The 25,663-nt window shown below is 35.4% G+C and carries 22 protein-coding genes, 3 tRNA genes and 1 other annotated feature; of the genes, 13 read left to right on the top strand and 12 right to left on the bottom strand.

Going from position 1 to position 25,663, the window contains the following annotated elements; all coding sequences use genetic code 11:
• Positions 1–10: 10 nt before the first annotated feature.
• From B4D49_RS07180 to B4D49_RS07205, 6 genes are all read right to left on the bottom strand, one after another.
• On the bottom strand, positions 11–202 hold the full coding sequence (locus B4D49_RS07180) for a DUF951 domain-containing protein (protein WP_132869920.1): 192 nt from the start codon (positions 200–202) through the stop codon (positions 11–13).
• A gap of 10 nt (positions 203–212) precedes the next feature.
• Positions 213–1,097: a diacylglycerol/lipid kinase family protein gene (locus tag B4D49_RS07185; RefSeq protein ID WP_286783643.1), complete on the bottom strand. Its 885-nt coding sequence runs from the start codon at positions 1,095–1,097 to the stop codon at positions 213–215.
• A 130-nt stretch (positions 1,098–1,227) separates the two neighbouring features.
• Positions 1,228–2,364: a DNA polymerase III subunit beta gene (gene dnaN / locus B4D49_RS07190; protein WP_199544919.1), complete on the bottom strand. Its 1,137-nt coding sequence runs from the start codon at positions 2,362–2,364 to the stop codon at positions 1,228–1,230.
• Positions 2,365–2,521: 157 nt separating this feature from the next.
• Positions 2,522–3,877: a chromosomal replication initiator protein DnaA gene (gene dnaA, locus B4D49_RS07195; protein ID WP_132869995.1), complete on the bottom strand. Its 1,356-nt coding sequence runs from the start codon at positions 3,875–3,877 to the stop codon at positions 2,522–2,524.
• Between the two features lie 203 nt (positions 3,878–4,080).
• Positions 4,081–4,863, bottom strand: coding sequence for a ParB/RepB/Spo0J family partition protein (locus tag B4D49_RS07200; RefSeq protein ID WP_199544916.1), 783 nt, complete (start codon positions 4,861–4,863; stop codon positions 4,081–4,083).
• 58 nt (positions 4,864–4,921) lie between these two features.
• Positions 4,922–6,136: a S1C family serine protease gene (locus tag B4D49_RS07205; protein ID WP_286783658.1), complete on the bottom strand. Its 1,215-nt coding sequence runs from the start codon at positions 6,134–6,136 to the stop codon at positions 4,922–4,924.
• Positions 6,137–6,389: 253 nt separating this feature from the next.
• Between B4D49_RS07205 and rlmH the strand changes: the two genes are divergently transcribed.
• The gene (gene rlmH / locus B4D49_RS07210) at positions 6,390–6,869 is read left to right on the top strand and encodes a 23S rRNA (pseudouridine(1915)-N(3))-methyltransferase RlmH (protein WP_132870041.1); all 480 of its coding nucleotides are present in this window, start codon (positions 6,390–6,392) and stop codon (positions 6,867–6,869) included.
• A gap of 83 nt (positions 6,870–6,952) precedes the next feature.
• Here the strand turns inward: rlmH and B4D49_RS07215 are convergent.
• A tRNA-Arg gene (locus B4D49_RS07215) sits at positions 6,953–7,026 on the bottom strand.
• Positions 7,027–7,356: 330 nt separating this feature from the next.
• Between B4D49_RS07215 and B4D49_RS07220 the strand changes: the two genes are divergently transcribed.
• Positions 7,357–7,428, top strand: a tRNA-Glu gene (locus B4D49_RS07220).
• Between the two features lie 31 nt (positions 7,429–7,459).
• Positions 7,460–7,533, top strand: a tRNA-Asn gene (locus B4D49_RS07225).
• A gap of 237 nt (positions 7,534–7,770) precedes the next feature.
• Here the strand turns inward: B4D49_RS07225 and B4D49_RS07230 are convergent.
• From B4D49_RS07230 to B4D49_RS07240, 3 genes are all read right to left on the bottom strand, one after another.
• Positions 7,771–10,362: a YfhO family protein gene (locus tag B4D49_RS07230; RefSeq protein WP_286783644.1), complete on the bottom strand. Its 2,592-nt coding sequence runs from the start codon at positions 10,360–10,362 to the stop codon at positions 7,771–7,773.
• 95 nt (positions 10,363–10,457) lie between these two features.
• Complete coding sequence (locus B4D49_RS07235) at positions 10,458–12,080, bottom strand: ATP-binding cassette domain-containing protein (protein WP_132869559.1); 1,623 nt, start codon at positions 12,078–12,080, stop codon at positions 10,458–10,460.
• Positions 12,081–12,173: 93 nt separating this feature from the next.
• Positions 12,174–13,046 (bottom strand): YitT family protein, encoded by an 873-nt coding sequence (locus B4D49_RS07240; RefSeq protein ID WP_074482268.1) that lies wholly within the window; start codon positions 13,044–13,046, stop codon positions 12,174–12,176.
• 197 nt (positions 13,047–13,243) lie between these two features.
• Positions 13,244–13,452, top strand: a binding site (T-box leader).
• Positions 13,453–13,506: 54 nt separating this feature from the next.
• Between B4D49_RS07240 and trpS the strand changes: the two genes are divergently transcribed.
• The 3 genes from trpS to B4D49_RS07255 all read left to right on the top strand — a co-directional run bounded on the left by trpS (position 13,507) and on the right by B4D49_RS07255 (position 17,348).
• The gene (gene trpS / locus B4D49_RS07245; protein WP_074482269.1) at positions 13,507–14,529 is read left to right on the top strand and encodes a tryptophan--tRNA ligase; all 1,023 of its coding nucleotides are present in this window, start codon (positions 13,507–13,509) and stop codon (positions 14,527–14,529) included.
• Between the two features lie 226 nt (positions 14,530–14,755).
• The gene (gene guaB, locus B4D49_RS07250) at positions 14,756–16,237 is read left to right on the top strand and encodes an IMP dehydrogenase (RefSeq protein WP_074482270.1); all 1,482 of its coding nucleotides are present in this window, start codon (positions 14,756–14,758) and stop codon (positions 16,235–16,237) included.
• 244 nt (positions 16,238–16,481) lie between these two features.
• A complete protein-coding gene (locus tag B4D49_RS07255) occupies positions 16,482–17,348 on the top strand; it encodes a GRP family sugar transporter (protein WP_286783645.1) in 867 nt (288 codons plus the stop codon).
• Positions 17,349–17,412: 64 nt separating this feature from the next.
• Here the strand turns inward: B4D49_RS07255 and recF are convergent, their stop codons facing one another.
• Together recF and yaaA are read right to left on the bottom strand one after the other, a co-directional pair.
• The gene (recF, locus tag B4D49_RS07260) at positions 17,413–18,507 is read right to left on the bottom strand and encodes a DNA replication/repair protein RecF (protein WP_286783646.1); all 1,095 of its coding nucleotides are present in this window, start codon (positions 18,505–18,507) and stop codon (positions 17,413–17,415) included.
• 2 nt (positions 18,508–18,509) lie between these two features.
• A complete protein-coding gene (yaaA, locus tag B4D49_RS07265) occupies positions 18,510–18,893 on the bottom strand; it encodes a S4 domain-containing protein YaaA (RefSeq protein WP_286783647.1) in 384 nt (127 codons plus the stop codon).
• 87 nt (positions 18,894–18,980) lie between these two features.
• Between yaaA and yfmF the strand changes: the two genes are divergently transcribed.
• The 7 genes from yfmF (at position 18,981) to B4D49_RS07300 (ending at position 25,545) form a co-directional block, all read left to right on the top strand.
• Complete coding sequence (yfmF, locus tag B4D49_RS07270) at positions 18,981–20,225, top strand: EF-P 5-aminopentanol modification-associated protein YfmF (protein ID WP_286783648.1); 1,245 nt, start codon at positions 18,981–18,983, stop codon at positions 20,223–20,225.
• Positions 20,226–21,515, top strand: coding sequence for an EF-P 5-aminopentanol modification-associated protein YfmH (gene yfmH, locus B4D49_RS07275; protein WP_286783649.1), 1,290 nt, complete (start codon positions 20,226–20,228; stop codon positions 21,513–21,515).
• A gap of 65 nt (positions 21,516–21,580) precedes the next feature.
• Positions 21,581–22,534 (top strand): helix-turn-helix domain-containing protein, encoded by a 954-nt coding sequence (locus B4D49_RS07280; RefSeq protein ID WP_199544888.1) that lies wholly within the window; start codon positions 21,581–21,583, stop codon positions 22,532–22,534.
• Positions 22,535–22,543: 9 nt separating this feature from the next.
• Complete coding sequence (gene pgsA / locus B4D49_RS07285; RefSeq protein WP_286783650.1) at positions 22,544–23,098, top strand: CDP-diacylglycerol--glycerol-3-phosphate 3-phosphatidyltransferase; 555 nt, start codon at positions 22,544–22,546, stop codon at positions 23,096–23,098.
• Positions 23,095–23,937, top strand: a complete 843-nt coding sequence (locus B4D49_RS07290; RefSeq protein WP_132868989.1) for an energy-coupling factor ABC transporter ATP-binding protein — start codon at positions 23,095–23,097, stop codon at positions 23,935–23,937. The genes pgsA and B4D49_RS07290 overlap by 4 nt, the downstream gene beginning before the upstream one ends.
• Positions 23,913–24,755 carry an energy-coupling factor ABC transporter ATP-binding protein gene (locus B4D49_RS07295; RefSeq protein ID WP_132868988.1) on the top strand — a complete coding sequence of 281 codons (843 nt, stop codon included), beginning with the start codon at positions 23,913–23,915 and terminating at the stop codon, positions 24,753–24,755. The genes B4D49_RS07290 and B4D49_RS07295 overlap by 25 nt, the downstream gene beginning before the upstream one ends.
• Positions 24,748–25,545, top strand: a complete 798-nt coding sequence (locus B4D49_RS07300; RefSeq protein WP_286783651.1) for an energy-coupling factor transporter transmembrane component T family protein — start codon at positions 24,748–24,750, stop codon at positions 25,543–25,545. The genes B4D49_RS07295 and B4D49_RS07300 overlap by 8 nt, the downstream gene beginning before the upstream one ends.
• Positions 25,546–25,663: the final 118 nt, after the last annotated feature.

Raw genomic sequence — 25,663 nt, forward strand, 5'->3', positions numbered from 1 at the left:
TAATTAAATATTATAATACTTTCTTCAACTTACGTTCAAAATCATGACGACTCATCATGACAACGTGATCACAGTTAGTGCAACGAATTTTAATATCAGCTCCAATGCGAATCACTTCCCACTCATTTGCCTTTTTACCAGTTGCCTTAACGGTACAAGCATGAGGTTTCTTCATTTCAACAAGACTTCCAATTTCGTACATGATTTCTCCTTTACAGATAAATATAACGCTTTTGAGGTGTTAGTGTCACTTCATCCAATGACACGATTTCACCATCAATCTCTACTAAACTTTTTTCAGGTGTCCTAATGGTCACCTCTTTATACGACTGATGCTGCAGATAAGGTGAGTATTCATGAATTTTAAAAACAAGACTTAATAAAACTAACACGCGTTCCCATAAAGTCTCACCCTTAGCATAAACACAATCTAATTGTTCTGAATAAGCTGTCGCATGTGGCCAAATCATCACACCACCACCAAAATAAGTATTATTGGCAAGTGAAAAGAAAAAATGATTATTGACCTCAACCAATTCTCCTGACTCAGTCTCCAAACAAAGCGAAGCCAAAGCAGGCTTTTTAATCAAACATTGAATGGCTGTTATGATATAAGTCAATTTTCCCAAATGATATTTATTAAGTCTAGCTTTTAGTTGTGACTGTTCAACATGGTTAATAACCCAAGAAGCAAAACCAAGATCCAAACTGTTTAAGACCAATCCATTCTGATAAGTATAAACCGTAATTTCTTTTGGTTCTTGCTTAGTAGACTCAATAAGACGTGTAAAATCTTTTTTCAACCCAAGAGCACGCGCAAAATCATTTCCAGAACCAATTGGGTAATAAGCAAAAGGAAAGTCAGCTGGCCAATAATATAAGACCTTTGATAAGGTGCCATCACCACCTAGAACTAATAACCTATCTTGATTACACTGAAATGTTTCTAAAACGTGTTTAACTTGATTTTCTTCATCATCTGGATATCGCGTTAGAAAAACAGCTATCTCTTGATTTAGCTTATGTTTCAACGTTGTAATAACATCTTTGGCACTACGATTTCCTGAATGAGGATTAGCAATAATATAAAGTGTCATATCAAAAGATATTATAACATAAAAAGCAAGAGCACTGTATAGACGGTGCCCTTGCTGGAGATTATGAAAAAGAAAAGTTTTAGGATGATTATAGTATACGAATTCATCCTTAAAGTTTCCTTAAAGATTTTTAGTTTGTACGAACAGGTGTAATCAATTGGATAAAGTTTTCAGCATCATCACCTGGCATTAATGTAAATGGACGTACTGGAGAAATGAAACGGATAACAACTGTTTCGCTCTTCAAAGCTTTAAGAGCTTCAATCAAGTAAGTTGGGTTAAAACTAATGGTTAAGTCACTTCCTGATTGGTCAATAATATCCAACTCTTCGTTTACTTTACCAACTTCAGGAGAGTTAACGTGAGCTGATACATTATTATTAACAATTTCAAGTTTTACAGTTCCGTTTTGAGTAGCATTTGAAATCAAGTGAGCACGTTCCATTGCTGAACGAAGAGCAACTGTATTGAACGTTACTTCTGTTTCAAATGAGTTTGTCAATAGACGATCTGTATCAGGATAATTTCCTTCTAGAAGACGTGTATAGAAACTAATGTAATCACTGCGGAAAAGCATTTGGCTGTCTGAAAAGAATACTTCAACAGTTTCAATATCATCTGTAAAGACTGCTGCAAATTCACGTAATGATTTACTTGGAATAACAACATTAAAGTCATTTGACGTATTTTCTAAAGTCAATCTACGTTGACTCATACGGTGTGAGTCAGTTGCGACTGCTTTAAAATCTTTATGATCACTAAGTACCATATGAACACCAGTCAAAATTGGACGACTTTCTTGAAGACTGGCTGCAAAGGCAGTTTCAGTGATAATAGATTTCAATAATTTTGTTTCCAAAACTAATGGATTTTCAGTTTCCATTTCTTGAAGACGTGGGTAAAGATCTACGTCTTTACCTTTTAAGGTAATTTCTGATTTACCACTTGTCAATACGATTTGATGATGCTCAATTTCTTCAAAATCTAAAGTAACATCTGGAAGACTTGAGACAATATTAATAAAGAAATTTGCTTCTAATAGTACTGCACCGGGTGAAGTAATCAAAAGACCTGCATTTTCATTAGAAGTTGGAATAGTATTTTCGATTGAAATTTGTCCATTAGAACCTGTTAAGGTAATGTTACTATTTTGAACTTCAATTTTGATAGTAGATAAAACTGGAATAGCATTCTTTGAAGAGATTGCTCTCTTGGTTGCATTCAATGCTTGAAGAAAGAAGGATTTATTAATTGAGAACTTTATCATGAGATAACTCCTTTATTTTATAAGTATTAAGTTAGTAGTAGTAGTAGGTCTTGTTTAAACTGTTGATAACTCTCAAAACGCCTGAAAAATCACAGAGCAAGAGTTGTTAACAACTTGTGGATAAATTGCATTGTTTTCTATCACTTATCCACAAGTCCTACTTAATCTTGTTTTTGATGGTTTCAATTTCGATTCGCAAACTATCGTCTTGAGCCAACATATTTTTGATTTTGTTGTAGGCATGTAGAACGGTTGAGTGATCACGTCCACCAAATTCTTTTCCGATTTTTGGAAGTGAGTTATCTGTCATTTCACGTGCCAAATACATAGCTACCTGACGTGCCAAAACGATATCTTGGGTACGTTTAGTTGCCTTGATTTCTTTGACAGTAACACCGTAAAATTTACCAACTTGACTTTGAATTTCGTCAATTGGGATAACAGTCATTTTTGGACCATCTTGCTTACGTGCACGAATGGCTTCTGCTGCAATATCTACGGTAATCGTTTGAACTTTTTTAATACTTGCTACAAGGCTAATGTCTTTTAAAGCTCCTTCTAGATCACGTACGTTAGAGTCAAATTGCCCAGCGAGATATTCGATAGTATCTTGAGGGAAAATATAATCGTACTCTTGTGTTTTATTAGTCAAAATAGCCACACGTGTTTCAAAATCAGGTGGTGTGATATTGATGGTTAAGCCCCACTTGAAGCGCGTGACCAGACGTTGTTCGAGGTTATCGAGATGATCTGGTGTGCGGTCACTGGTCAGTACGATTTGTTTGTTATTATCGTAAAGTGCATTAAAGGTATTGAAAAACTCTTCTTGTGTACCAGATAATGTTTTTTTAGCTAATGATTGGATATCATCGATTAGCAAAACATCAAGATTACGGAATTTTTCTTTTAATTCTTCCATAGTGTCTAAACGAATATGGATGACAAATTCATTGATAAAATTTTCCGCAGTGATGTATTTCACACGCGCTTTAGGGTTGTTTTGCAATACCGCATTACCAATGGCATTAAGCAAATGGGTTTTTCCAAGTCCGGGTCCACCCCAGATAAACAAGGGGTTGTAAGTTGTACCGGGTGCGTCAGCAACGGCATAAGACGCAGAAAAGGCCCAACGGTTTTCATCACCTTGGACAAAGTTGTCAAAAGTATACTTTGTGTTCAAGTCTGAATCAACCTGTGGCAAGTTGTTCTTTTGTGGTGTTTGGAGAACTTGAGATGTCGGTTCTGCTACTGTCTGTTTTGCTAAATCTTCTTCAAAGACATAGTTGACTACAATTTCAGCATTATAAACCTCAAAACCAGCCGTTAAAATGATTGGTTTTAAATTTTTATCCCAAAACAGTTCTTTCATAGGATCCAGGTAAATTGTCGCCGTATTTTGCTCAATTTGAATCAACCGAGCGTCTAAAACAAAAAATTCATATGTTGCTTGTTTTAGTTGACTTTTCGCCAGTTCAAGGACCCTATTCCAAAAAATTTGTTCATTTTCAGTCATAGTCATTTCCTTTTTGTGGATAATTCATAGATTATTTTAACATAAAACAATAAAGTTTTCCACAATGTTGAAAATAAAAAATCCACACTGTTTATAAAAGTTATCCACAAGGTGTGGATAACATAAGAAAAGGCCTAAAATCAGTGATTTTAGCCTATTTTTGTTGTGGAAAACTCTGAAAATGTAAAATCGAAATTCACAGGCTATTTTAGCCTGTTGATAATTCTGTTAAAGTCTTCTTCAGACTGAAAATGTAATTGTAGGTCACCTTTAAAGCCACTTTTAGAAAGGGATAAGGTGACAGGAAGACCTAATAATTTTGATAATTCTTCTTCCTGATGACGAATAAAAATATTTTTTTTATTGGTTTTGGGAGAAGTTTTTTTCTTTTTACTGGATTTTACCAATTGTTCTAATTTGCGAACACTAATTTCTTCAATTATTATTTTTTGGTACCACTTCTCCTGCTCTTTTTCTTCTTTGAGTGTCAGTAGCACGCGCGCGTGTCCTTGGGAAAGTTCACCTTTTTCGACGGCTTTAGAAATACTTTGAGGCAGATTTAATAAGCGCAAGCAATTGGTAATGTAGGGGCGAGATTTTCCCATAAATTGAGCCAGTTCTTCATGTGTCATTTGATTTCTGTCTAAGAGTTGCTGATAAGCTTTGGCTTCTTCAATAGGATTGAGGTCAGAGCGCTGCAAATTTTCGACAATGGCAAGCTGCATGCTTTCTTTATTAGTAATATCTTTTATAATTGCAGGAATTTCGCTTAAACCAGCCATTTTTGATGCTTTAAGACGTCTTTCTCCTGCAATGAGCTCGTAACCAAAAATATCTGATTTACGGACGATTATCGGCTGTATGAGGCCGTTTGCTTTTATTGAGCGAGAAAGTTCTTCTAATTCTTCTTGCTTAAATTTCAAGCGAGGTTGGTAAGGATTTGGAGCAATATCGTCAATAGGTATGAGATTAAGTGTTTCAATCATAGTTTTTTCCTTTAAAAAATGAAGCTGAGAAGCTCAGCCTCATTAGTTTTTAGTTAAATTATTGATTTGATGAAGAGAGGTCTTGTGTTGTTTTCGTTAGTTTAATAGTTTCTGTTTTCTTTTCAGTACCACGATAGAAGGTTACCTTGATAGAATCTCCAGTTGAATGACCGTAAAGGACACTTTGAAGATCTGTGATAGAAGAAACATCTTTATCATCGATAGCTGTAATCACATCGTATTTTTTAAGTGTTCCTTCAGCAGGCATACCTGATTGAACTGAAGCAACGACGATACCAGCTGTGACGCTAGTTGGAATATTTAGGCGACTGATTGTTGTTGTTGACAAATCACTTAGGTTAGCCATTGTGATACCAAGTGCTGGACGGATAACTTTTCCGTTTGCTTCTAATTGATTAATAATTTTAACCACATCATTAGCTGGAATAGCAAATCCCATACCTTCTACAGAATTACCTGATCCAGAATCTGAGGTAGAAGAAATTTTACTTGAATTAATACCAATCACTTGTCCTTCAATGTTAATCAAAGCACCACCAGAGTTACCAGGGTTAATAGCGGCATCTGTTTGGATGGCATTAGTTGAAATAGTTTCTCCATCATCGTTTGTCATTGTTACCGTACGGCTTAGGCTTGATACAATACCTTGCGTAACAGAGTTTGCATAATCAGTACCTAGAGGGCTACCAATAGCAATGGCTGTTTCACCAACAGTAATTTTATCTGAATCAGCAAATTCAGCTACCGTTGTGACTTTATCAGAAGCAATTTTGACAACGGCGATATCTGAGTATGTATCGGCACCGACTAATTCACCGACTACTTTTGTACCGTCAGAAAGCATGATTTCGATTTGACTAGCACCATCGACAACGTGGTTATTAGTAACGACGTAAGCAGAATTGCCATCTTTTTTGTAAATCACCCCAGAACCTTCACTAGCGATGCTTAAATCACTATCTGAGCCATTATTATTAGTGTTATTATCTAAATTGCCACCAAACATTTGAGTATATAAATCATTTGATGCTGTATTTGACTGATAATTAATGACTGATACAACTGATTCTCCCACTTTTTCGACAGCTTTTGTTGTATCATTTGAGTTTGAATAGCTTACCTTACTTGTTGTGGTTTTGGTATTTGATCCACTTACATTATTGATTGAGATGCCAGCCATATTTAAAATGAGCAAGGTTCCGGCGACCCCTCCAATAAAACCGATTAAAATAACCGATAATGGTTTAAGCATTTTTTTGTAATTGACTTTTTGAAATTTTAATTTTTTCACGTCTCTACCTCCCTTTTTAATTTACAGATAGAATATAAAAAACGACTTAATTATACCTTAAAAGAGCAAAAAAAGAAAGTAATCCACAGGTTGTGGAAAACTTTTGAAGTTTGATTGAAAATCCCTAAATTATGGCGATATTAAGCCTGTTTATAGATTGTTAACATGTGGATAATGTGTGAAAAGCTTGTGAATATGTGGTAGAATAGAAAGCATGAAAGTAAAAATTATTGCTGTTGGAAAATTAAAGGAAAAATACCTAAAAGATGGTATTGCTGAGTACGGCAAACGTATGAGCCGTTTTGCCAAATTTGAAATTGTTGAGCTGCCTGATGAAAAAACACCAGATAATGCTAGTGATGCGCAAAATCACCAAATTATGGAAAAAGAGGGCGACCGTATTTTAGCCAAGATATCTGATCGTGATTATGTCATTGTTTTAGCGATTGAAGGCAAGCAACTACCATCAGAAGAATTTAGCAAGGTGATTGCTGATGCTACTTTGAGGGGCTATTCAGATATTGTATTTGTTATTGGAGGAAGTCTTGGATTAGCTGATAAGGTCAAAAAGCGCGCAAATCTTAAGTTAAGCTTTGGCTTATTAACGCTTCCCCACCAGTTGATGCGTTTAGTTTTAGCAGAACAAATTTATCGAGCTTTTATGATTCAACAAGGAAGTCCTTATCATAAGTAAAAAAGCAGTTCTTGTGAGCTGTTTTTTTGTTCCATGTGAAACATTAATACATAAAAAAAACCGGCTAAAGCCGGTTTAAGATTTGATCCCAGCAGGATTCGAACCTGCGACCGTTCGCTTAGAAGGCGAATGCTCTATCCAGCTGAGCTATGAGACCATATCAACTTAATCATTCTATCAAAATAACAGCTTTTCTGTCAACTAAAAATCGAACTTTACACTGGCCTGCTTGGTTTTTAAAAAGTAAAGAATAAGTAAAAGAAAAAATTGCTTTTTTACTAGTAAACAATTTTCTTCTTTACCGAAAGTTCACCTGTAAATGCTTGATGTTAAAGGCTTTTTAGCACGTTAAAATTGTTTGAATTTTTTGGCGATAATTTAGTGCAAAAAACTTCAAAAAAAGTAAAAAAAATTGAAAAAAACTATAGACAAAGAAAAAATATCTGGTATAATAATAAGAGTGTTGAGGGAAAATCCTAAAACTTCTGGTCCGTTGGTCAAGGGGTTAAGACACCGCCTTTTCACGGCGGTAACACGGGTTCGAATCCCGTACGGACTATAAAACTACTGCTTAGCAGTTTTTTTGTTTATCCGGCATAGCTCAGTTGGTAGTAGCGCATGACTGTTAATCATGATGTCGTAGGTTCGAGTCCTACTGCCGGAGTGATAAGACACCTTCCTAAGTTTTACTTAGGATTTTTTATTACTCAGAGAGGCTAGAACATTTGTTCTAGCCTCTTTTTCTGTAGTTTTAATAAGTATTACGCAGTGGTTTTGTACTTTAACAATCTGGATTGTTAAAGGTCTCTGTCAGGAAATATAAAAAACAGTGATTACTGACTTTAGTGTCAATCAATCACTGCTGAGTAGGTTCACACGTTAATTAACTTTTATACCCTTTTTATCTCACTTCCTTTTGTTTTTTTCGTTTTCTGACGGTATTATAGCTTGCAAATAATGTGATACCAATTAGTGATAAAACGACACCTTCTTTAAATCCTGTTGGAACATAAGTTAGGATAACTTTTCCTTTTCCTGGTTTCACATCAACCTTCATAAAGCCGTCTTGTGCTTTTGATAAGGTGATTTTTTGTCCATTTTGAGTGGCTGTCCACCCTTTATCATATGGAATAGTAAAGAAGAGTGATGAAGTTTTATTAGTTTTGTAGGTAGCTGTTACGGTATTTTTATGGGTTGTTACTTTAACATTTTGGTTATCAATAATAGTCATAGCTTTTTGGTAATTTGCTATATCAAGTGCATAGAAATTGGGTTGATTAAATGACACTTGATTGTTTTCAGGAAATGTAAGTGTTACACGTAAAACTTGACTATCTTCAAAATAACCGAGATCAAAGAAAGTATAGGCATTATCAGTCGTATAGTCTACTGTTCTACCGTTGACAGTGATTTGTACCTTTTGGCTGTTTTCATTAGAAAATGTGATATTGGGAACACTAACATAAAGTTGAGTATTAGGAGCTACGGTTAAATCGTAATTGGCATGTGCATTTAATTCATCGTCATTACTTGATGTTACACGGCCGTTTAGAAGATTAGCTCCACCTGTTAATTGAGAAGCTACACGAGTAAAGTATCTTTCAGAAAGACCAGTTAAATTGTTAATTAAGTTGGTTTGGTTGTCAAGTGTGTTGACACTGAAGTCAACATCTTTGTAAAGGCCATTTGTTAAAATAGCGAGTTGGCTAGCATATTGATTTTCGTATAATGACGTATCGCCAGAGTCACTTACATAGTGAAATCCGAATTTGTTGACATCTGTTTCAGAAAGATTATATTTTACAGCAAATAAACTATCCATCAACAAGGTATTGTTTTGATAACGAAGATTGAGATTGGTTCCTGTTGATTTAAATCCTAGGCGATCTAGTGTACTGCTAGAAGTGGTGTTTCGAATAGATGAAAATTGGGAAATACCATGGTAATTATACTTCATGCTATCGTTACCTGTTTGAGGAAGTAATTCTTCTGTACGATAGAAAGTGGTTTTAAGTTTATTGGCTTTTTGGATGAGTTGTTCAGTATCTGTTAAATGAAGTTCATAACTTTGACGTGATGGAAATACCCATTCATTATTTAGTGCGTTAATCTGATAATAAGTGTTCAGTGATATTTCAAATAGTGTAAAGAGAAGTGTAAAGCTAACAAATAGATTAAAGGTTAAGTACTGCTTAGCGTAGCTAGTCAATATAATGGCATAAGCCATCAAGAAAGAAAAAGTAATAATGATTTGTGGTGCTTCTAAAAATTGATAGTGACTTTTCAGTAGTGTTGTAGCTAAAAATCCAACTACTAGAGGAATAATTCCAATAAGATAGTGTTTAACAATTAGTTCTTTGAGATGTGATAAAGTTTCTGCTGCTAGAAGAATAATGATTATTGAAAATGTCCAAGAGTAACGGTGAAGGAACATATTTGGTGAATGCATCCCTTGCCACATTAAGTCTAAAGGTTCAAGGTAAAAACTTGCGATAATTAGCAGCAAAACAACACTGCAGGCTAAACGTGTCTGCCATTTGATTGACTTGATTGTAAAGAAGATAATGGCCAAAATTAGAGGGAAAATTCCCACATAAATCATAGGAATTGAGCCAAATTTAGTTGTGTCATAAGAGCCAACAAAGTTTTTGGCAAATAAATCAAGAAACCATGAATTTTCTGTAAACCATTCTGTAAAGGTAGAAAATTTCTCCCCATGTGTTGATAGGTCTAGGTAAGTTGGCAAGAGCATTACACAGCTAGATAGTCCAGCTAAGATTGACACAATTGTAAAGTCTATAAATTGACGTCCAATCGTTTTCCAGTGCTTTTCTTTGCTTACTTGAACGTGAAAATAAAGGACAAGGAAAATGGCAACCATAAAACCAAAGTAGTAATTTTGGATAAAGAGAATGGTTAAGGTAATGTAATATAGGACAAATTTTTTCTGATTTAGTAGTCGATGAAGTCCAAGAATGATTAGAGGTAAGAGGATAAAAACGTCTAACCACATGTTGATTTCAATCTGACTAATGGCAAAGCTCATTAGAGCATATGAGGTTGACAGAATAACGGTAAATGGTTTTAATACCTTTGGATAAAGTTGACGAAGACTATAGAAACTAGATAACCCCATGCAGGCAACTTTTAATAAAGTAAAGAGATAAATAGCATCTGGCATGCTCTTTAAGCTAAAGAAGTAGACCAAAGGTGAGAAGAAACTTCCAAGATAATAACTAATTAGAGCATAAAAATTTAAACCGAGTCCACTTGTAAAAGTATAAAATAGACTATCTGAACCATGTAAGATGTTTCGTAAATTTTCAGCAAAAATAACATATTGATGAAAACCATCACTAGCTAAAATAGTCGTTTCACCGTTAAGGGTAATATCTTCAGCTAAAAGAGCTAAAAATAAGATGACAAAAGGCAAACAGAATGCTGTTAGGTAGTAAATGATATTATTTGTTAGTTTAAAAGATTTTAATTTCATAATGTTAGTAAGACAGGTTGAGATAAAAATCCCAACCTGTTTCTTTTCTATAATGTAAAGTATTGTAAACGTCACAGTAAACTATGACAGAATGATTAGTCTTTCCAAAGTTCTTTAACTTTTGCTTGAACTTCTTCATTTTCAAGAAATTCATCGTATGTTTCGTCAATACGGTCAATGACCCCATTTTTAGAAATAACAACGATGTGATTAGCTAAAGTTTGGATGAATTCGTGGTCGTGACTAGCAAAGATGATAGATTCTTTGAAATCTTTCAATCCATCGTTCAAGCTTGAGATTGATTCCAAATCTAAGTGATTTGTTGGATCATCAAGGATAAGAACATTTGATTTGAGAAGCATCAGTTTAGAAAGCATCACGCGCACTTTTTCTCCCCCTGAAAGGACGCTAACAGATTTGTTAACTTCATCTCCAGAGAAGAGCATACGACCAAGGAATCCTCGAAGGAATGTGTTATCGTCTTCTTCTTTAGCAGCAAATTGACGAAGCCATTCAAGGATTGATTCACCAGATGCAAAATCACGTGAATTATCTTTAGGAAGATAAGAGCGACTTGTTGTGACACCCCATTTGATTGTTCCTTCGTACTCGATATCATCCATCAAAGCACGGATAAGAGCTGTTGTTTGAATGTCGTTTTGTCCGATAAAGGCTGTTTTATCACCTGGACGTAAGATAAAACTGATATTATCAAGAACAGTTTCACCATCGATTTTTACAGATAGGTTTTCAACTGTTAGAAGGTCTTTACCAAGCTCACGCTCAGCTTTAAAGTTGATGAATGGGTATTTACGACTTGATGGAACAATCTCTTCAATTTCAATTTTATCAAGCATTTTTTTACGAGAAGTAGCTTGTTTTGATTTTGAAGCATTGGCAGAGAAACGAGCAACGAATTCTTGTAATTCTTTGATTTTTTCTTCTGCTTTGGCATTGCGGTCAGCTTGCAAACGAGCAGCAAGTTCAGAAGATTGTTTCCAGAAATCGTAGTTACCAACGTAAAGTTTGATTTTACCAAAATCAAGGTCGGCCATGTGTGTACATACTTTGTTCAAGAAGTGACGGTCATGGGATACAACGATAACAGTATTTTCAAAGTCAATCAAGAAGTCTTCAAGCCAAGAAATTGATTGGATATCAAGACCATTGGTTGGTTCGTCAAGAAGAAGAACATCTGGTTTACCAAAAAGAGCTTTGGCAAGAAGGACTTTCACCTTATCACCATTAGCAAGTTCACTCATATTTTGGTAGTGAAGGTCTTCTGGAATATTAAGGTTTTGAAGCAATTGTGAAGCTTCACTCTCTGCTTCCCAACCGCCAAGCTCAGCAAATTCGCTTTCTAATTCTGCTGCGCGGACACCATCTTCATCTGAAAAATCAGGTTTCATGTAGATAGCATCTTTTTCTTTCATAATGTTATAAAGGCGTTCATTCCCCATGATAACAACGTCGATGGCACGTTCTTCTTCGTAGTCAAAGTGATTTTGACGAAGAACTGATAAACGTTCATCTGGTCCAAGGGAAACATGACCTGTTGTTGGTTCGATATCTCCAGCCAAGATTTTCAAGAATGTAGATTTTCCTGCACCGTTGGCACCGATCAAACCATAGGTATTTCCAGCTGTAAAGTTGATGTTAACTTCATCAAACAGTTTTCTATCGCTGAAACGTAGTGATACATCAGAAACTGTAAGCAATTTTTCACCTCATAATATTTATCTATAAGCTCATTGTACATGAAAAAGCCCCAATTTTCAATTAGAGAAGTGGGGCTTTGAGTTACGTTTGGGTTACATTGGTAAAATGGCATCTTTTTCATCAAGTTTATAGTATTTTTTGAGGCTGAAGCCACGTCCCATAACTTGTGTAGCAGGCATAACAACGATAAATGCAGTTTTGTCGATTTTTTGAATATTTTTTTCTAAACGAGGAACCTCTTGGCGTGAGACAGTTGTCATCAACATTGTTTGATGGTCACCTGAAAAACCACCAGTAACAGGAATTTCTGTTACCCCTCGGTCAGCTTGTGTTGAGATATAATCTTTTATTAAAGCATTTTGTGGTGAAATAATCATGATGTTGCGCGATGAAGTGACACCAATTTGCATACTATTAACAACATAACCGATGACTAACAAACCAATAATTGAGTACATGACTGTGTCAACATCAAAAGCAACAAATCCCATAGCTACACTACAACCATCAACGATTGTCATGGCAACAGCTAGTGGGAGTGGAGTGTATTTATGGAGAATTTGTGTGATGATACCTGTACCACCAGTTGAAGAATTTCCCCAGAAAACAACTCCCAAACCAAATCCACAAATGATGCCACCAAATAAAGCAGCAAGAAGTGGATTATGAGTCAAATTTGGCAAACCTTCTGTTAATTTAACAAAAATAGAATAAATCCAAGAGCCATAGATAGTCTTAAAAAATGTCTCTTTTCCTAGAAAAAGAAAACAAGCTAATAGCAATGGAACGTTGGTAATCATAACGAAATTACCAGGATTCCACCCGAATAAAGCCTTCAAACTAACAGCTAATCCAACAACACCACCAGAAGCAATATGGTTTTCAAGGAAAAAACTGTTAAAGCCAACAGCAGCAATAAAGGCTCCAGCAGTTACGAGCCCAAAATCAATTAGTTTTTTCTTCATATGTAGTCCTCTTTTTTATAACAAACGATTATATTATGGCAAAGAAGCCCTTTATCGTCAAGATTTTTGCTGGTAAAAAGGAATTTCTCATTTTCTAATTTAATTAAGAAACGAAATGTATAATTATTCTATTTTATTGATAGGGATGATTTAGGAGAAAAGGTGGTGTTAGCTTGACAAAGAGGCTATAATTTCATAAAATGAAGGAGATTCAGAAGAGTAATGTAAACGCGTACTTTTAGAGAGCTGATGGTGCTGGGAATCAGTAGTAACCTTACATGAATGGGCTGATGGTTAAAAAGAATAATCTTTACATTTATCGTGTAAATTTTTATTATAGTGGTAAAGAGATGGTAGGATTCTCCTATCAATTGAGGTGGTACCGCGTATTGATAACGCCCTCACGTCGTTTTACGACGTGTGGGTGTTTTATTTTTGAAATTAATTTTGAGGTGATAAAATGGCAAAACCAATTATTTTAACAGGTGACCGTCCAACAGGGAAATTGCACCTAGGACACTATGTTGGAAGTCTAAAAAATCGTGTACTTCTACAAAATGAAGACAAATATGATATGTTTGTTTTCTTAGCAGACCAACAAGCTTTGACAGACCATGCTAAAGAGTCTGAAATTATCAGAGAATCAGTTGGAAATGTTGCATTGGACTACCTGTCAGTAGGACTTGATCCAGCCAAATCTACGATTTTCATTCAAAGTCAGATTCCTGAGTTGGCTGAGTTGACAATGTACTACATGAACTTGGTATCATTGTCACGTTTGGAACGCAATCCTACAGTTAAAACAGAAATTGCTCAAAAAGGTTTTGGTAGCTCAATTCCAACAGGATTCTTGGTTTACCCAATTTCTCAGGCAGCAGATATTACAGCTTTTAAAGCTAATTATGTGCCAGTTGGAAATGACCAAAAACCAATGATTGAACAAACACGTGAAATTGTACGTAGCTTCAATCACACTTATAAAACAGATGTTTTGGTTGAACCAGAAGGAATTTTCCCTAAAAATGAAGCAGCTGGTCGTTTGCCAGGGCTAGATGGTAATGCGAAAATGTCTAAATCTCTTGGAAATGGTATCTATTTGTCTGATGATGCTGATACTGTTCGTAAAAAAGTAATGAGCATGTACACAGATCCTAATCATATCCGTGTTGAAGATCCAGGACAAATTGAAGGAAACATGGTTTTCCACTACCTTGATATTTTTGGACGTGAAGAAGATCAAGCAGAGATTGCTGCTATGAAAGAACATTACCAACGTGGTGGTCTTGGTGATGTAAAAACAAAACGTTACTTGCTTGAGATTCTTGAACGTGAATTGGCGCCAATTCGTGAACGTCGTTTAGAATATGCAAAAGACATGGGTGAAGTATTCCGTATGCTCGAAAAAGGAAGTGAAGCAGCTCGTGAAGTTGCGGGGCAAACTCTTGCTGAAGTTAAAGCAGCTATGGGTATTAACTACTTCTAAAATTGATAAAACTCTAAGGCAAAAGCCTTGGAGTTTTTTTGATAATTAGTAACATTTGTTTTAAATGAGAATTGCACAAATAATCAGTCTAATATAGGAAAGAATTTTTGGAAAAAAATTGAATTTAATTTATTGACAAATGATTTGAGCGTGTTATTATAGTAACAATAAAAAATTAGCTGGGGTTAAAAAATCCCTACAAATACATAGAAAAGAGGGTTATTTAATGTCAAATTGGGACACTAAATTTTTGAAAAAAGGTTACACTTTTGATGACGTACTACTCATTCCTGCTGAAAGTCATGTTCTTCCAAACGAAGTTAACATGCAAACAAAACTTGCAAAAAATTTGACATTGAACATTCCTATCGTGACAGCGGCTATGGATACTGTTACTGACAGTAAAATGGCAATTGCTATTGCACGTGCGGGTGGTCTTGGTGTTGTTCACAAAAATATGTCAATTCAAGAACAAGCAGAAGAAATCCGTAAAGTAAAACGTTCAGAAAACGGTGTTATCATTGATCCTTTCTTCTTAACACCTAAACATTCTGTTTCTGAAGCAGAAGAATTGATGCAACGTTACCGCATCAGTGGTGTTCCAATTGTTGAAACTCTTGAAAATCGTAAATTGGTAGGGATTATCACAAACCGTGATATGCGCTTCATCTCAGATTACCATGCTCCAATTTCTGCACATATGACAAGTGAAGAATTGGTAACAGCTCCTGTTGGAACTGATTTGGAAACTGCTGAACGTATCCTTCACGAACACCGTATTGAAAAATTGCCTTTGGTTGATGAAGCTGGACGTTTGTCAGGTCTTATCACTATCAAAGATATTGAAAAAGTTATTGAATTCCCTAATGCTGCTAAAGATGAATTCGGTCGTCTTTTGGTTGCAGGTGCTGTCGGTGTTACTTCAGATACATTCGAGCGTGCTGAAGCTTTGTTTGAAGCTGGAGCAGACGCTATTGTTATCGATACTGCACACGGTCACTCAGCTGGTGTTCTACGTAAAATTGCTGAAATTCGTCAACACTTCCCAGAACGTACATTGATTGCTGGTAATGTAGCAACTGCGGAAGGTGCTCGTGCTCTTTATGAAGCAGGTGTAGACGTTGTTAAAGTCGGAATTGGTCCTGGTTCAATCTGTACAACACGTGTTGTAGCAGGTGTTGGTGTTCCTCAAATTACAGCTATTTACGATGCTGCAGCTGTTGCGCGTGAATATGGTAAAACAATCATCGCTGATGGTGGTATTAAATACTCAGGTGATATCGTAAAAGCTTTGGCAGCAGGAGGTAATGCTGTAATGCTTGGTTCTATGTTTGCTGGTACAGATGAAGCACCGGGTGAAACTGAAATCTACCAAGGTCGTAAATTTAAAACTTACCGTGGTATGGGATCAATTGCAGCTATGAAGAAAGGTTCAAGCGATCGTTACTTCCAAGGATCAGTCAATGAAGCTAACAAACTTGTTCCAGAAGGAATTGAAGGTCGTGTAGCATATAAAGGTGCTGTAGCTGATATCGTCTTCCAAATTCTAGGTGGTATTCGTGCTGGTATGGGTTATGTTGGTGCTGAAGATATTACAGCCCTTCATGAAAAAGCTCAATTTGTTGAAATGTCAGGAGCTGGTTTGATTGAAAGTCACCCACACGATGTTCAAATTACAAATGAAGCACCAAACTATTCAGTACACTAAGATAAATTGATGTTATATATAAAATCTCTGATAAGTTTACCAACTTATCAGAGATTTTTTTGTGTAGGCCTTTACAAAATGGTGGGTTGTATGGTAGAATATGTAACTATGTTCGCAAAAAACATGAAATTTTCTTTTACTTTTCTGAAAAAGCGTTTTCATAAAAAGCGAATAGTTAATTATATATTTACAACAGTGTAAACAACGTTTACTAATCTGTAAAACATATCGTAAAGGAGAAAAAATGCAGGGTATTTTATTTGCATTAATTCCCATGGTAGCATGGGGAAGTATCGGGTTTGTCAGCAACAAAATTGGAGGTAAACCAGATCAACAAACATTAGGAATGACTTTAGGGGCGCTTTTATTTGCCTTTGTTGTATGGTTGTTTGTTCAACCAGAAATGTCAGTATCACTTTGGGTTGTCGGGATTATTGGTGGTATGCTTTGGTCTATGGGTCAAAACGGTCAATTCCGCGCAATGCAATACATGGGTGTTTCAGTAGGTAACCCATTGTCAAGTGGTGCTCAACTTGTATTTGGTAGCTTGATTGGTGCCATTGTATTTGGTGAATGGAGCAAACCAGTTCAATACACACTTGGTATTATTGCTTTGCTTCTTTTGGTTATCGGATTCTATTTTACAAGTAAACGAGATGCTGAAAAAGTTGAAACTAGCGAACTTACTGACTTTGGTAAAGGTTTCCGTGCTTTGACTTACTCAACAGTTGGTTACCTTTCTTACACTATTCTATTTAACAACATCATGAAATTCGATGCTTTAGCTGTTATCTTCCCAATGGCCGTAGGTATGGTACTTGGTGCTGCTATGTTCATGAAATTTAACGTTAAATTTGAAACAGTTGTTATCAAAAACGCAATCGTTGGTTTGATGTGGGGTGTTGGTAACATCTTCATGCTTCTTGCAGCTGCAAAAGCAGGTCTTGCTATTGCCTTTAGTTTCTCACAATTAGGTGTTATTATTTCTATTATGGGTGGTATCCTCTTCTTGGGTGAAACAAAAACACGCAAAGAAATGCGCTGGTTGGCAATTGGTATTGCATGCTTTGTTCTTGGTGCAGTCTTACTAGGAATTGTTAAATCTTACTAATTATCATTGACAGTAGTGTCAATTTAATTGTAAACATAAAAAGAGCTGGCTTTTGCCAGCTTTTTTAGTTTTCTTCAATATTTCCTTGATTAACAGTGAAAATTTTCAACTCTTCTGGAAGTTGTGATAAATGTTCAAGACTTGTTGTTGTGATAAAGGTTTGAACATTTTTAGCAATAATCATTTTTAATAACTCTGTTTGTCGGTAGTTATCTAGTTCACTCATAACGTCATCAAGAAGAAGGATTGGGTAATCACCAGTGACATTCTTGATAAGTTCAATCTCAGCCATTTTAAGAGATAAAATCAAGCTACGGTGTTGTCCTTGGCTACCAAAATGAGCAGACATGTCATTGATGAAAAATTCTAAATCATCACGATGAGGACCTGCGCCGGTATTTTTTTTGAAAATATCACGTTTGCGATTCTTTTCCAAAGCTTTTAAAAATTGTTTTTTGATTTCAGCTTTGTCCTGAAAGGGAATAGATGATAGATAATGAATCTTTAAATGCTCTAGTTTATTAGAAATAGCATAGTGATATCGGTCAGCTTCCTTTTCTAAATTGGAAATAAAGTCTAATCGATGTTCCATTACACGACTACCAAAATCAGCTAATTGCTCATCAAGAACTGCTAGAAAGTTGACATCAACTTTTTCAGCTGTTTTTAGGTAGGTGTTACGTTGCTTGAGGACATGGTTATAATTAGATAAATCAGACAGGTAAACAGGCTTGATTTGCCCTAAATCAATATCAATAAATTTTCGACGGAGACTAGGTGCTCCTTTAATGAGTTGCAAATCTTCAGGTGCAAATAATACTACTGTCATAACACCAACATAATCAGATAATTTGGCCTGTTTGAGGTGATTAACTTTAGTGACTCGTCCTTTGCTTGATAGGTCGATTTCTAAAGGTACCATACCACTTGAGCGTTGTAATATTCCTGAAACCCGAAGTTCTTTTTCTTGAAAGTGAATTAGCTCTTTGTCTGTACGTGTGCGATGGCTGCGTGTTAAAGATAAGAAATAAATAGCTTCTAAGAAATTAGTTTTTCCTTGGGCGTTTTTTCCAATAAAAACATTAAGTCCAGGGGAAAATTCAAGCTCATTAGTTAAATAATTACGATAATTTTTTAACGCTATTTTTTGAATCCACATATTTAAGTTCCTGGGAAACGAACGGGTTTGCGTTCTTTGTTTGTTTTAACTTGCTTTTTAGGCTGACTTTGTTTCTTATCTTTTTTATTTTTAGCGTTTAATTCTTTAACAATTGCAGCAACACGGGCTTTTTCAGCCATGGCTTCAAGGTGCTCTTCTTTTTCTTTGTCTGTTGGTGCGATAATATCAATAATGATACTTTCCTCTGGAATGCTTACAACATCACCAATACGAATTTTTTTACCGCGGCGTTTCTCGTCTTCGCCATTGAAGAGAACGGTTGTTTCTGCTAAATAAGCTTTGATAGCACCACCGCTTTGGATAATCCCCAGTTCTTTTAGTAAAGCTTGTAGGGTAATATAGTCATCAAATAATTTGTATTCCATCGTTTTCTCCATTTTATAATTCAAGTAATTATAACATAAACGTGGTATAATTTTAGCTAATAAAGTGTTTTTAGTAAGGAATTTGTAATGAAAATAGTTGATGGTGTTGAGTTACATCTAATCAAAAATGAAAAATTCAAAATGAACCATATTACTTTTCGGTTTTCTGGAGATTTTAATCAAAAAACGGTAGCACGACGTGTTTTAGTGGCTCAAATTTTAGCAACTGCCAATGAGAAATATCCAACTGCTCAACGATTTAGAGAGCGTTTGGCAAGTCTTTATGGAGCAACTTTGTCAACTAAAGTATCAACAAAAGGATTGGTTCATATTGTCGATATTGAATTAGCCTTCATGAAGAATCAGTATGTGATGACTAAAGAAAACCTCTTGGAAGAAGTCATTGAGTTTTTGTATCAAGTCCTTTTTTCACCACTTGTAACAGTTGAACAGTATCAATCTAAGTTATTTGAACTTGAGCAAGCAAACTTAATTAATTATTTAAAAGCTGATAAGGACGATAGTTTTTACAGTAGTGAATTAGGTCTTAAAAAACTTTTCTTTACGAATCCAGCTTTTCAAACTTCAAAATATGGAACAGCAGAGTTAGCAGCTACTGAAAATTCTTATACTGCTTTCCAAGAATTTCAAAAGATGCTTCGAGAAGACCGCCTAGATATCTTTTTATTAGGGGAATTTGATGATTATCGCATGCTGCAATTATTTAATCGATTTCCTTTCGAAGATCGTCACAAAGGTTTAGTATTTGACTACCAACAAGACTTTAATAATATTGTTCAGGAAAAATTAGAGCATAGAGAAGTTAATCAATCGGTTTTACAGTTGGGATATTCTTTCCCAACTCGGTATGGTGACAAGGATTACTTTACACTGCTTATCTTTAATGGCTTATTTGGAGGTTTTGCGCATTCACGTTTATTTACAGAGGTTCGCGAGAAAGAAGGTCTTGCGTATACCATTGGAAGTCACTTTGATATCTTTACAGGTTTACTGAATGTTTACGCTGGAATTGACAAGAAAAATCGTAATCGTGCGATGCAACTAATTAACAAAGAATTTTCAACGATTAAGTCAGGACGTTTCTCTGAAGCACTTCTAAAACAAACGAAAAAAATGCTGCAGGTTAATTTAAAACTAGCTGAAGATTCTCCTAAAGTATTGATTGAACGCAGCTATAATAGCCAATATTTGAAGAATCACTATAGCGTTGATGATATGATTGACAACATTGACAAAGTTAGTAAAGCAGACATTCTTCAATTGACAAGAAAAATCAAATTACAAGCACTATATTTTTTGGAGGGAAAGTAAATGACAAAATTAGTTGAAAAAGTTTTCCCTGAAATTGGTGAAAATTTGTATACTGCCGTATTAGAAAACGGCTTGAAAGTTTTTTTAATTCCTAAGACCGATTTTCAAGAAAGTTGTGGTATGTTAGTTGTCAATTTTGGTTCCCTTGACAACAAGTTTACAATAGATGAAAGTGTAAAAGTATATGAAGAAGGCATTGCTCATTTCTTAGAGCATAAGTTGTTTGAGTTGGAAAATGGACAAGATGTATCTGAATTATTTACTAACGCAGGCGCTAACAGTAACGCCTTTACAACTTTTGATAAGACATGTTTCTATTTTTCGACGGTTGATCATTTAAAAGAAAATTTAGATTTGTTGCAACATTTTGTAGCAGATACAGCCTTTACAGAAGAGTCAATTGAACGAGAGAAGTCTATTATTGAACAAGAGATTGATATGTATCAGGATGATGCTGATTATCGTCTGTATCAAGGAGTTCTTGAAAATTTGTACCCTAAAACAGCTCTTGCTAGAGATATTGCTGGGACTCAGGAAAGTATTGCTAGGATTTCTGTAGAAGATTTAAAAGAAAATCATGATGTTTTTTATTCACCGCGAGAAATGACGCTATTGGTTGTTGGTAATTTTGATAAGGATGATATCTTTAACCAAATTAAAGAGAGTCAAAAAGATAAAAGTTGTGTATCTCATGATCTTGATCGTCAAGAATTAATCTATGAACCTGTTGTCCCTAAAACAGCTGTTCAAATGGAAGTGACTCAACCAAAATTAGCTATTGGATTAAGAGGTCCAGCTTTAGTTGAGGGGGCTTCTACATTACGTCAAGAACTATCTTTGAGAATATTCTTTGCCATGATTTTAGGATGGACATCAAAACGTTATCAAGAACTCTACGAAAGTGGTCAAATTGATGATTCATTTGATTTTGAAATTGAAGTCTATCAACAATTCCAATTTTTGGTTATTTCTTTAGACACTTCAGTACCAATTGCTATGGCTACTAATATTCGACAATATTTAGATAAAGTTGTAATGTCTGATGATTTGGATGACTTATCAGAGGAACATTTTGAAATTGTAAAAAAAGAGCTTTATGGAGACTTTTTCAAGAGTATGGATTCAATTGACAATATGTCAACTCAATTTATAAACCATTTATCTGATGACGAAACTTACTTAGCCGTACCTAAAATTTTAAGGACTTTAAGTTTTGAAGAAGTTCTTAAAACAGGAATTGATTTCTTAACGCAATCAGATGCGACAGAATTCACAATCCTACCAAAATAAAATCGAAATACTTGTCAAAATTTGCTATAATAAATCTGATTATATTTTATTAAAGGAAACCTTGTATGAGAGAAGAAACAATTGGTGAGATCTTAAGAAAAGGTCGTAATGCCAAAAATTTGACACTAGAAGATGTCGAAGAAAAAACAGCAATTCCTTCACCACATCTTTTAGCATTAGAGCTAGAAAAATTTAAATTAATTCCTAAGGATGAAGTTGAAACATATCTTCAACAATATGCAGAGTTGGTTGAAGTTGATGCAGCTGAACTATTAAAGCGCTATCGAGAACAAGTGGCTGAATTAGATGAGAAAGCAGCTAAAGAAGAACCAACTGTCAAGGATGACGAAAGAATTACAATTGTACCGAGTCATAAAAAAGCAGAGCAACAAGTGAAGAAACAGGCTCCTAAGTCAAAAGTTGAACAAACGGATGATTTTGGTGTTGGTTCGCGTTCAAGTCGTTATAAGAGTTCAGAAACAACAGCATCTTATCTTCCAATTATTTTGCTTTGTTTAGTTGCTTTGGGTATTTTAGCTTTTGTTTCTTTTGTGACTTGGACACAGCTTCAAAGCGACAGTAACCGTTCAAATCCAACTTATTCTGTTGTTCACAGTTCATCTGCTTCAAGCAGTTCTTCAACAACAGAAAGTTCATCTTCAACAAGTGAATCATCTTCATCTGATGAAAAGGCACTGAAGATGGAAACTGAGGGAGGCGGAAGCAACTTAACGGTTAATCTATCAAATGTTACAGACAGTTTGACTGTCGACATTAGTTTGTCTGGTGCAGATAGCAGCTGGGTTTCTGTAAGTAATTCAGAAGCTGGTGATGCTGGAACGCTTCTTTCTTCAACGGGAGTTTCAAGCTATTCAGCAACACTTCCTGCAGGTACAAAAACATCTGTGATTACACTTGGGGTGACTGCAGGGGTTACAGTTTCAATCAATGGTCAAGCGGTTGATACATCAGCTTTGACAAGCACAACATTAAGCTATATTACAATTAACATTCAGTAAGGTAGGAAAATGAAAATAGATTTTACAAAAAAAGAAAACATTCCTAATTTGTTAACATTAGGTCGTATTGTCTTGATTCCAGTATTTATTTTAATTCTATGTATCTGGAATAATACTGCAGGTCATGCGGTTGCAGCAGTAGTTTTTGCATTGGCAAGTATTACTGATTATTTAGATGGATATCTTGCAAGAAAATGGCAAGTTGTTACAAACTTTGGTAAATTCGCAGATCCACTGGCTGACAAAATGTTAGTAATGACAGCATTTATCATGCTCGTTGAATTGGGGATGATTCCTGCTTGGATTGCTGCGATTATCATTTGCCGTGAATTGGCAGTTACTGGCCTTCGTTTACTACTTGTTGAAAATGGTGGAACAGTTTTAGCAGCTGCTATGCCAGGTAAAATCAAAACATTTACCCAAATGTTTTCAATTATCTTCTTGCTTTTCCATTTTTCAATTATTGGAACAATTTTACTTTATGTCGCTTTGATTTTCACAATTTATTCTGGTTATGATTATTTCAAAGGGGCAGGCTTCCTCTTTAAGGACACATTTAAATGACATTTAACAGTATTGACGTCAAAAATTTAACATTCAAATATACTGATCATCAAGAAAATTACACTTTAGATAATTTATCGTTTCACGTGAAACAAGGAGAATGGTTGTCTATCATTGGGCATAATGGTTCAGGAAAATCAACAACAGTTCGTTTAATTGATGGACTGTTGGCTGCTGAATCAGGTCAAATATTTGTTGAAGGAGAACTTTTAACCGAAGAAAACGTGTGGAACATTCGTCAGAAAATTGGAATGGTTTTTCAAAATCCAGATAATCAATTTGTTGGCGCTACCGTTGAAGACGATGTCGCTTTTGGATTGGAAAATAAGGGAATTCCATTAGAAGAGATGCAAGCACGTGTGAAAGAAGCTCTCAAACTTGTTGGCATGTCAGCTTTTGCTGATCGTGAACCAGCTCGTCTTTCAGGTGGTCAAAAACAGCGTGTGGCTATTGCAGGGGCTATTGCAATGCGTCCTAACATTATTATTTTAGATGAAGCGACTAGCATGTTGGACCCAGAAGGACGTCTAGAATTAATTCAAACAATTAAAGAGATTCGTGACCGATACAATATGACGGTTGTGTCTATTACTCATGATTTGGATGAAGTTGCCTTAAGCGATCGTGTCTTGGTTATGAAGAAAGGAAAAGTTGAATCAAGTTCAACACCGCGAGAACTCTTTGCTAGAGGAGAAGAATTATTGACTTTGGGATTGGATATTCCTTTTTCAGCCAATCTTATCTCTACTTTAAAGAATAAAGGGTTTGAATTTACAGAGAATTATCTTACGGAAAAGGAATTAGAAGATCAGTTATGGGAATTACTCTTGAAGGCGTAAATTACACATATCAAGCGGGGACACCATTTGAAGGGCGTGCCCTTTTTGACATTAATCTTACTATAAAAGAAGGCTCTTATACGGCTTTCATTGGACATACAGGATCAGGTAAGTCGACAATTATGCAGCTTTTGAATGGTCTTAACGTTCCTACAGAGGGCGCTGTAATTGTTGATGATATTAAAATTACAGCTAACTCAAAGAATAAGGAAATTAAGCCTGTTCGCAAAAAGGTTGGTCTAGTCTTTCAATTTCCTGAAAGTCAGCTCTTTGAAGAAACAGTCCTTAAAGATGTGGCATTCGGGCCACAAAATTTTGGTGTTTCTATGGAAGAAGCTGAGCAGTTAGCACGTGAAAAATTGGCTATGGTTGGGATTCATGAAGAGTTTTTTGAAAAGAATCCTTTTGAGCTTTCTGGTGGTCAAATGCGTCGTGTGGCTATTGCTGGTATTCTAGCTATGGAACCAGAAGTTTTGGTCCTAGATGAACCGACAGCAGGTCTAGACCCTAAAGGGCGCCGTGAATTGATGACATTGTTTAAAGAATTACACCAAAATGGGATGACAATTGTGTTAGTAACCCATCTAATGGACGATGTTGCTAATTATGCTGATTATGTTAATGTTCTTGAAGGCGGCAAATTAGTTCGCTCAGGATATCCTAAAGAAGTTTTTCAAGATGTTGAATTTCTTGAAAGTAAGCAACTAGGTGTTCCAAAAATCACCAAGTTTGCTCAACAGCTTGTAAAGCGTGGTCTACATTTAGATACTTTACCAATTACTATAGAAGAATTTACAGAGGTGGTGAAACATGGATAAATTAATACTTGGTCGTTATGTACCTGGAAATTCATTAATTCACCGTTTAGATCCGCGTAGTAAGCTTCTAGCGATGATTTTATATATTATCATTGTTTTTTGGGCGAATAATCTTGTTACTAATCTATTGATGATTGCTTTTACTTTAGTAGTTGTTTTATTATCGAAGATTAAACTCAGCTTCTTTTTAAGAGGTGTTCGTCCCATGATTGGTATTATTTTATTTACGACTTTGTTCCAAATGTTCTTCACACATGGGGGAGAAACTTATTTTCAATTTGGTTTTTTGAAAATAACAAGTTATGGGTTTAGTCAAGCGATATTGATATTCATGCGTTTTGTTTTGATTATCTTCTTTTCAACGCTTCTAACTTTGACAACAACACCGTTGAGTCTCGCAGATGCTGTTGAATCTTTGCTGAAACCTTTTGTTTGTTTTAAAGTACCTGCTCATGAAATTGGTTTAATGCTTTCTTTGAGTTTGCGTTTTGTTCCGACATTGATGGATGATACGACACGTATTATGAAAGCTCAGAGAGCGCGTGGAGTTGATTTTGGTGAAGGAAGTCTTATTCAAAAGGTTAAATCGATTATTCCAATCCTCATTCCACTCTTTGCTTCAAGTTTTAAACGTGCGGATGCATTAGCTCTTGCCATGGAAGCACGTGGTTATCAAGGTGGAGATGGACGTACAAAATATCGAATTTTACAGTGGACAGTTAAAGATTCAGTAACCATTTTGCTTGTCATAATTTTAGGAATTCTCTTATTTTTTCTTAAAGAAAGCTAAAATGCCTAATTTGTAGGCGTTTTCTTTATAATATAAGAATGTAATTGTAATATTTTTAATATAACTCTAAAACCAGAGTAACATTAAGTCTGTATTATATAGCCTGTACTAATTTTGA

Origin of the sequence: Streptococcus sp. UBA4344 (assembly GCF_002393675.1) — a bacterium.
GTDB classification, from domain to species: Bacteria; Bacillota; Bacilli; order Lactobacillales; family Streptococcaceae; genus Streptococcus; species Streptococcus vicugnae.

What these genes read in the sequence shown, in the direction of transcription:
- dnaN (WP_199544919.1), bottom strand. Translation starts at nt 2,364, where the DNA reads ATGATAAAGTTCTCAATTAATAAATCCTTCTTTCTTCAAGCATTGAAT.
- yfmF (WP_286783648.1), top strand. Translation starts at nt 18,981, where the DNA reads ATGAAAATAGTTGATGGTGTTGAGTTACATCTAATCAAAAATGAAAAA.
- B4D49_RS07290 (WP_132868989.1), top strand. Translation starts at nt 23,095, where the DNA reads ATGACATTTAACAGTATTGACGTCAAAAATTTAACATTCAAATATACT.
- B4D49_RS07240 (WP_074482268.1), bottom strand. Translation starts at nt 13,046, where the DNA reads ATGAAGAAAAAACTAATTGATTTTGGGCTCGTAACTGCTGGAGCCTTT.
- B4D49_RS07300 (WP_286783651.1), top strand. Translation starts at nt 24,748, where the DNA reads ATGGATAAATTAATACTTGGTCGTTATGTACCTGGAAATTCATTAATT.
- dnaA (WP_132869995.1), bottom strand. Translation starts at nt 3,877, where the DNA reads ATGACTGAAAATGAACAAATTTTTTGGAATAGGGTCCTTGAACTGGCG.
- B4D49_RS07295 (WP_132868988.1), top strand. Translation starts at nt 23,913, where the DNA reads ATGGGAATTACTCTTGAAGGCGTAAATTACACATATCAAGCGGGGACA.
- B4D49_RS07185 (WP_286783643.1), bottom strand. Translation starts at nt 1,097, where the DNA reads ATGACACTTTATATTATTGCTAATCCTCATTCAGGAAATCGTAGTGCC.
- B4D49_RS07230 (WP_286783644.1), bottom strand. Translation starts at nt 10,362, where the DNA reads ATGAAATTAAAATCTTTTAAACTAACAAATAATATCATTTACTACCTA.
- pgsA (WP_286783650.1), top strand. Translation starts at nt 22,544, where the DNA reads ATGAAAATAGATTTTACAAAAAAAGAAAACATTCCTAATTTGTTAACA.
- rlmH (WP_132870041.1), top strand. Translation starts at nt 6,390, where the DNA reads ATGAAAGTAAAAATTATTGCTGTTGGAAAATTAAAGGAAAAATACCTA.
- recF (WP_286783646.1), bottom strand. Translation starts at nt 18,507, where the DNA reads ATGTGGATTCAAAAAATAGCGTTAAAAAATTATCGTAATTATTTAACT.
- B4D49_RS07255 (WP_286783645.1), top strand. Translation starts at nt 16,482, where the DNA reads ATGCAGGGTATTTTATTTGCATTAATTCCCATGGTAGCATGGGGAAGT.
- yaaA (WP_286783647.1), bottom strand. Translation starts at nt 18,893, where the DNA reads ATGGAATACAAATTATTTGATGACTATATTACCCTACAAGCTTTACTA.
- B4D49_RS07180 (WP_132869920.1), bottom strand. Translation starts at nt 202, where the DNA reads ATGTACGAAATTGGAAGTCTTGTTGAAATGAAGAAACCTCATGCTTGT.
- yfmH (WP_286783649.1), top strand. Translation starts at nt 20,226, where the DNA reads ATGACAAAATTAGTTGAAAAAGTTTTCCCTGAAATTGGTGAAAATTTG.
- B4D49_RS07280 (WP_199544888.1), top strand. Translation starts at nt 21,581, where the DNA reads ATGAGAGAAGAAACAATTGGTGAGATCTTAAGAAAAGGTCGTAATGCC.
- trpS (WP_074482269.1), top strand. Translation starts at nt 13,507, where the DNA reads ATGGCAAAACCAATTATTTTAACAGGTGACCGTCCAACAGGGAAATTG.
- guaB (WP_074482270.1), top strand. Translation starts at nt 14,756, where the DNA reads ATGTCAAATTGGGACACTAAATTTTTGAAAAAAGGTTACACTTTTGAT.
- B4D49_RS07205 (WP_286783658.1), bottom strand. Translation starts at nt 6,136, where the DNA reads ATGCTTAAACCATTATCGGTTATTTTAATCGGTTTTATTGGAGGGGTC.
- B4D49_RS07200 (WP_199544916.1), bottom strand. Translation starts at nt 4,863, where the DNA reads ATGATTGAAACACTTAATCTCATACCTATTGACGATATTGCTCCAAAT.